The sequence below is a fragment of the Pseudomonas sp. GM50 genome (assembly GCF_000282375.1).
Taxonomy (GTDB): domain Bacteria; phylum Pseudomonadota; class Gammaproteobacteria; order Pseudomonadales; family Pseudomonadaceae; genus Aquipseudomonas.
The window spans coordinates 61,735-68,798 of record NZ_AKJK01000108.1 but is presented as its reverse complement, the minus strand read 5'-3'; the positions used below and the strand labels follow the sequence as shown (position 1 = coordinate 68,798).

The 7,064-nt window shown below is 60.3% G+C and carries 6 protein-coding genes; 2 read left to right on the top strand and 4 right to left on the bottom strand.

Going from position 1 to position 7,064, the window contains the following annotated elements; translation table 11 throughout:
• Positions 1-20: 20 nt before the first annotated feature.
• The 3 genes from PMI30_RS04515 to PMI30_RS04525 all read right to left on the bottom strand — a co-directional run bounded on the left by PMI30_RS04515 (position 21) and on the right by PMI30_RS04525 (position 3,483).
• Positions 21-974 carry a LysR family transcriptional regulator gene (locus PMI30_RS04515; RefSeq protein WP_008013724.1) on the bottom strand — a complete coding sequence of 318 codons (954 nt, stop codon included), beginning with the start codon at positions 972-974 and terminating at the stop codon, positions 21-23.
• A gap of 29 nt (positions 975-1,003) precedes the next feature.
• Positions 1,004-1,978 carry a quinone oxidoreductase family protein gene (locus tag PMI30_RS04520; protein ID WP_008013722.1) on the bottom strand — a complete coding sequence of 325 codons (975 nt, stop codon included), beginning with the start codon at positions 1,976-1,978 and terminating at the stop codon, positions 1,004-1,006.
• 83 nt (positions 1,979-2,061) lie between these two features.
• On the bottom strand, positions 2,062-3,483 hold the full coding sequence (locus tag PMI30_RS04525) for an MFS transporter (RefSeq protein ID WP_008013721.1): 1,422 nt from the start codon (positions 3,481-3,483) through the stop codon (positions 2,062-2,064).
• A 128-nt stretch (positions 3,484-3,611) separates the two neighbouring features.
• Here PMI30_RS04525 and PMI30_RS04530 point away from each other — a divergent pair, with 128 nt between their 5' ends.
• Positions 3,612-4,499, top strand: coding sequence for a LysR family transcriptional regulator (locus tag PMI30_RS04530; protein ID WP_008013720.1), 888 nt, complete (start codon positions 3,612-3,614; stop codon positions 4,497-4,499).
• Positions 4,500-4,551: 52 nt separating this feature from the next.
• On the opposite strand, the gene PMI30_RS04535 is transcribed toward PMI30_RS04530, so the two are convergent.
• Positions 4,552-5,466: a LysR family transcriptional regulator gene (locus tag PMI30_RS04535; RefSeq protein WP_032836166.1), complete on the bottom strand. Its 915-nt coding sequence runs from the start codon at positions 5,464-5,466 to the stop codon at positions 4,552-4,554.
• A gap of 341 nt (positions 5,467-5,807) precedes the next feature.
• Between PMI30_RS04535 and lysA the strand changes: the two genes are divergently transcribed.
• Complete coding sequence (gene lysA / locus PMI30_RS04540; RefSeq protein ID WP_008013718.1) at positions 5,808-7,043, top strand: diaminopimelate decarboxylase; 1,236 nt, start codon at positions 5,808-5,810, stop codon at positions 7,041-7,043.
• Positions 7,044-7,064 lie beyond the last annotated feature (21 nt).

Sequence of the window (7,064 nt, the reverse complement as noted above, 5' to 3'; positions counted from 1 at the left end):
GGCTTGCCGGCGAAGGCGTCCTAAAGAGCGCCTTCGCCGGCAAGCCTGGCTCCTACGAAAAGCCAAGGCGGCCCTTGCGCAAATCTTGCCTCCAGCCATTCCTTGAAGGCCATGAGCGTTGCCGGTGTGAACGCGGCGGATGCTCGCACCAGATAAATCCCGCCCTGGGCATCCAGATCCCACTCCGGCAGAACGCGCACCATCTGGCCGCTGGCGATCTCCCGGCTCATCAGCCACTCGCCGGCGCCCAAAATACCGACGCCGGCCTTGGCCGCGGCGAGCAACGCCTCGCCGTCGTTCGAGGTCAAGGTTCCCTTGGTGATGACCCTCTCCTGCCGATCACCCTTCGACAAACGCCATTCAGGGAACGCCGCGAGGCCGGTGAAGCCCAGGCAATTGTGCTCGCTCAGTTCTTTCGGACGGGTCGGTAAGCCGTGCTGTTCTATGTAACTCGGTGAAGCGCAGAGAATGCGGCGATGATCGCTGAGCTTCTTCGCGACCAGGCGGTTGTCGTTCAATTCGCCGATACGAATCGCCGCATCGAATCCTTCACCAATGATGTCGACGACACGATCGCTGTAATCCACCTCGATGGAGACCAGCGGATGAGCCGCCAGAAATTCCGGCAACATCGACGCCAGCCACAGGCGCCCCATCGCGGCGGGAAAAGCCAGGCGCAGGACTCCACGAACTTGCGCCGCGCCCAGTGACGCTTCCTGCTCGGCTTCGATGATCAACCCCGTGGCCGAGCGCAGACGTTCGACGAGACGGTTGCCCGCATCGGTCAACCGCACCTGTCGCGTCGTACGCTCCATCAGCCGCACGCCCAAGCGCTTTTCCATCGCCGCCAGGCGCTTTGAAATCACCGTCGGATGGCGTTGCAGCAGACGTCCGGCAGCCACGAACGAATGCGCCGAGGCGACCGCAAGAAGCGCTGCAATTTCATCGATGTGGCGGCTGTCCAGTGGGTTCACAAAACACTCTTTTTTCAGGTAACAGACGATCAGGGCTTGAGGACGATCGCTCCGCGAGATAGCCCACCTTCCAGATCGGCATGGGCCTTGGCCACGTCGGCCAATGCATAGCGGCCCCAGATGCCGGGCTTGATTATGCCCGCCTCGACCGCCGCCAGTACATCATCGGCCCGTTGCCGGTATTCGGCGATATCCGTGGTGTGCGCGGCGAGTGAAGGACGGGTCAGGAACAACGAGCCCTTGGCATTGAGCGTGGCCACTTCGACCGCCGTCGGCGCCCCGGAAGATGCCCCGAAAGACACCATCAACCCACGTGGTCGCAAGCAGTCCAGCGACGCTTCGAACGACACCCGCCCGATGGGATCGTAGACCACATCGGCTTTCTTGCCGTGGGTGATCTGCGCCACATCCGCTGCCAGTGTCTGGGCATTGAACACCAGCACCGCATCGCAGCCCAGCGCCTTGGCTGTCTCGACACTCTCGGCCCGGGACACAATGCCGATGACAAAGGCTCCCAGGTGTTTGGCCCATGTCGCCATGATCTGCCCCAGGCCACCCGCCACGCCATACAGCACCAGGGTGGTGCCGGGGCCGACCGGATACGTCGTCTTCAGCAGGTACTGCGCGGTAATGCCTTTGAACAACACCGCGGCGGCCTCTTCAGCCGTCAACGCATCGGGAATCGGCACCAGCCGCTCGGCCGGAAACAGCCGCGCACTGGCGTAAGCACCAACAGGCCCCGTCGCGTACGCCACCCGATCACCCACCTTGACGTTGCTCACCCCCGCGCCGATGGCGGCAACCCGGCCCGCCCCTTCAAGGCCCAGACCCGACGGCGATGGCAGCGGTACAGCGCCCTTGCGCTGACTCACATCGAGGAAGTTGACGCCAATCGCCTCCTGCTCCAGCCAGACTTCACCCGGCCCCGGCTCACGCGCCGTGACCTGCTCGATGGTCATCACCTCAGGTGCGCCGGTGTGTGCGATACGAACGACAGAAACCATTGCCTGACTCCTTCACTTCAGCGCAGCCCATCTGCGCCATGTGGGGAAGTATCGGTATTCGATTTCACGTGAACAATACAGCTTCACTGCAGTTCATTACTGCATGCAGTGCAGCAGTGTGAAACTCGCAGCATCAGCGCGACAACAAGGGCCACGACGATCAACACCATGGCGACGGCAAACGTTATCCGCATACCGCTGGCGATGGCGGCGGGAGATGCCGTGGTGATGTCTGCCGTCGCCGATGCAAAGGCGAACACAGCGCCCATGACCGAGGCCCCGGTGATCAGCCCGAGATTGCGCGACAGGCTGAGCATGCCGGCAATCACGCCGCGCTGGTCCGCACGGATGTCGGTCATGATCGCGGTGTTGTTGGCCGCCTGAAATAACGCATAGCTGGCAGTGACTACCGCGATGGGCGCGAGGTAACCGAGGAGGCCGAAACCCGCAGGCATTATCGATAAAGCACCCGTGCCGAGCGCCATTGTCGCAAGCCCGAGAAGGGTCATGCGCCGAGTGCCAAAACGGTCCACCAGGCGACCGGCCGGCATACCGGTCAACGCCGCCACCAACGGCCCCACCGACAAGGCGAAACCGACAAGTGCCGTGCCGAGCCCAAGCGCCCCCGAAAGATAAAACGGCCCGACCACCAGCGTCGCCATCATCACCGTCGAAACGAGCGTGCTCATGGCCAGGCTCGCGCTCAATCCTGGCTCGCGGAACAGCGCCAATTTAATCAGGGGTGATGCAACCGTGGTCTCAACGAAGATGAACAGCCCAACGCCGAAAACAGCCGTCAGCAGCAGTGCGATGTTGAGTGGACCAAAATCACCGTGCCCGATCGTCATGGCCAGCGCATACGCCCCGAGCGTCAACGCCAGCAGCAACGTGCCTGCCTTGTCGAACCCCGTCCGCCGCGCTTTCGTCCGCAGTGCATCCGTCGGCAAATAGCGATACGCGAGCCAGATATTCAGAACACCCAGCGGCACGTTGATCAGAAAAATCGCCTGCCAACCTGCGCCTGCGATCAACATCCCACCGAGCGACGGCCCCAGCGTGGTACCGATCGCCGACATCGTGCCGAGCAGCCCCATGGCGCTGCCGGCCTGCGCTTTCGGCACCGTCTCGCCGACAAACGCCACGGTCAGCGCCAGCATGATCGCCGCCCCGAGCCCTTGCACTGCCCGGGCGCCGACCAGCCACCCAAGCGACGGCGCGACACCACAAGCAAGCGATGACAGGGTAAAAATGCCGATGCCCGTCAGCAGCAAACGCCGACGACCGACGAGGTCACCGAGTTGTCCAACGCTGACAATCAGCGTGGTGATCGCCAGCAAATAGGCGAGAACGATCCACTGCACCTCCTGAAAGGAAGCATCGAACGCTTGGGCCAACGTCGGCAAGCCGGCGTTGGCGATGCTGGTGTCGAGCGAAGGCATCAACATCGACAGCGAAAGGCTCGCGAGCGTCCAGCGGACCGAGCGTGATTGAGTGCTGAGTTTCATGGTTTGGCCACATCTGAAAGATAGATCAGCAGCGTATGCCCGTGCGTGACATGGCGGAAGGCGCACCACTTGCACTTGATAGTTGCGTTTGACGCCATGTCACCCGCACGCCGTGCTAACGTTGAGGCATGACGACTCCCGACCTGAATTTGCTGATTACCCTGGATGTGCTGCTCGCCGCAGGCAGCGTCACACGCGCCGCGCAACGACTGCACCTGAGCCCCTCGGCCATGAGCCGGGCACTGGCGCGATTGCGTGAAACGACCGGCGACCCGCTGCTGGTTCGGGCCGGACGCGGGCTGGTGCCGACGCCCCGAGCGCTGGAACTGCGCGAACAGGTCAGCCGATTGGTGCAGGACGCAGAAGCCGTGTTACGCCCCGCCGAACAGCTTGATCTCAAACAACTGGTCCGAACGTTCACGCTGCGCACCAGCGACGGTTTCGTCGAAAACTTCGGCCCGGCGCTGATTGCCCGCGTCAGTGCACAAGCACCCGGCGTGCGCTTGCACTTTGTGCAGAAGCTGAACAAGGACAGCGCCGCGCTTCGCGACGGTTCCGTCGACCTGGAAACCGGCGTAGTCAGCGGCACGACGAGCCCGGAAGTGCGCACCCGTGCGTTGTTCGAAGATCATTTCATCGGCGTCGTGCGCACGGGGCATCCGCTGAGTCAGGGTGAGGTCACCGCCTCCCGTTATGCCGCTGGCAGGCACATCCTGGTCTCACGACGCGGGCTCGATAAGGGGCCGATGGATGAAGCCCTGGAAGTGCTGGGACTGGAGCGCGAGATCACCACCATCGTCGGCGGCTTTTCGGCCGCGCTGGCGCTGGCTCGCGCCTGCGACCTGATCGCCACCGTGCCCGCGCAACACACCCAGAACCTGCGCGCCGGCCTGCACAGTTTTGCCCTTCCGTTCGACCTGCCGCCGATCACCATTTCGATGCTCTGGCACCCACGCATGGATGCCGACTCAGCGCATCGGTGGCTGCGTGAATGTGTTCGAGAGGTTTGTACGTAACCCGCCGGGCAACCCGCCAGTCAGCCTGTCTGGCGGCTGGTTCGCAGGTTCCCTAAGCCAGCAGCGTACGAAGTTGCTGGTGCAAATCATCCGCGCACAGCTTCAGCTCATTGATGAAGGAGGTAGCGACGGATGTCTGAGGCCGGTACAGCGGTGTGACGAGGTTGATAGAAAACGGGATCGAAACGGAAAACCGCCGCATGCATACGGTTTGATCAGCAAAACTCAAGGCGGTCAGTGGGTTGATGATGCCGACGCCGACGTTCTGTTGAACAAAAAAGCAGACGGCTGCGGCGCTGTGAGTCTCGATCACTGTGCGACATTTGACCTGTGCGTCAGTCAGTATCCTGTCGAGGATGATCCGATAAGGATCCTGGCCCGACAAGCTGACCATATTGATACCCGCCAGATCCTGGGGAGTGATCACCTTTTTACTGCACAGCGGATGGTTGGGCGGCAGCACGCACACTTCGTCGCCGGTGAAGACGTTTTCGCATCGGGTGCCTGCGGGTGTTTCGCTATTCTCGGTCAGTCCGAAATCATGGCGTTGGGCGGTCATCCACTCTTCCAGTAGAGGGGATTCCTGAGGGGTAATGTTGATATTGACGTCGGGATAGGCATTGATGAACCGTCCGCACACGTAGGGCAGCAGGCTCTGGGAAAAAGCAGGCAGGCAGGCGATCGACAGGCTGGTCTGGAAGTTCTTGATCGATTGCGCGGCGTTGTGGATGCGTTCGAGTCCGTAGTAGGAAGTTTTCACCTCTTCAAACAAACTCAACCCCTGAGCGGTTGGCTGCAAACGCGCCTGTGTGCGTTCGAACAGTTTGAGCCCCAGCACGTGTTCGAATCGAGCGATCTCACGACTGACGGTTGGCTGTGAGGTTTTGAGCAGTGCGGCGGCCTTGGTAACACTCCCGGTGGTCATGATCGCCCAGAAAATTTCGACTTGCCTGAAACTGAATCGCACTCTATCCCCCAAGGCAGGCTCGGCCTGAATCCATTCAAAAGCGCCGGCGAGCATAGCATGGGCAGAAATTCCGTCACCATCGGGGTATATCAGATTTGAAATACAGCCCCAAAGAAATGATATTTTTGTGGTAGCGGCAAAGTGCCTACACTTGCCCGACAAGTTAACCACGACAACTTTCACTCTTCCCCAAGAGCCCCCATCGGTGCCAGTTTCACGGCACGGCAGACCTTTATCGTTGATCGCGCAAAGTACTTCGAGGGAACGTGCTCGAGCCTTCCAGGAAGGCCTGTGTCTGGTACGAACTCAGCCCTCCTCCTCTTTGATCCAGGTGTATCACTGTGAAAAGAATCAATCCTTTGCTGCTCACACAATTGGCTCACGAATTCGGTACGCCGTTCTGGTTGTATGACGCCGACTCCATTCGCCGCCGTGTCGAGCAGATGCGTGCATTCGATGTGATTCGCTACGCGCAGAAAGCCAATCCCAACATCCACATTCTCAAATTGATGAAGAGCCTGGGGGCTGTCGTCGATGCGGTGTCCCTGGGCGAAATCGAGAGGGCCCACAGGGCCGGTTTTCGTAACGACGGCGACCATGCGCAAATCGTGTACACGTGCGATGTACTGGATGAAGCCACGCTGCAACGTGTTATCGAACTGAACATCCCGGTGAACGCCGGCTCACCGCAAATGCTTGAACAGCTAGGGAAAGCGAGCCCCGGGCATAAAGTCTGGTTACGGATCAATCCGGGGTTTGGGCACGGCCACAGTCGAAAAACCAACACCGGAGGCCAGAGCAGCAAACATGGCAACTGGCATGAAAACCTGGACGTCTGTTACCAGCTGATCGAAACCTACAACCTTGAGCTAGTGGGGCTACACATGCACATTGGCTCCGGTGTCGACTACGAGCATCTGCAGCGCGTTTGTTCGAGCATGGTCGAGCAGGTGCTGCGCTGCCCTTTCGACATCAAGGCAATCTCGGCGGGTGGCGGGTTACCGGTCGCCTACCGCGAAGAAGACCCACAGATCGACATTGCCGAGTACTACAGGATCTGGGATCTGGCACGTCGCCAGATCGAGGAGCACCTCGGACACGGCGTAACACTCGAGATTGAACCGGGGCGCATTCTGGTCGCCGAAGCGGGCTGCCTGGTGACCCAGGTCAGGGCAAAAAAGGATGTCGGTACGAATCACTTCGTGCTGGTCAATTCGGGCTTCAACGATCTGATGCGGCCGGCCATGTATGGCAGTTACCACCAGATAACCGCTCTCCAGAAAAACCCTTCGCCCCATGATGCGCCGTGGCGGGAAACAGTGGTTGCCGGTTCGTTGTGCGAGGCTGGCGACGTGTTCACTCAACAGAGCAATGGCGAAATCAGTCATCAGTTGCTGCCTGACATGGAAGTGGATGACCTGTTGGTGTTCCATGATTGCGGCGCCTATGGCGCGAGCATGTCGTCCAATTACAACAGCCGGCCGTTGATACCGGAACTGCTTCTGGATGGCGACTCGGTCACCGTGATTCGTCGTCGTCAAACATTCGATGAGTTGCTTTCGCTGGAAACGATTTAAACCAATAAGCGCACGCAGCCG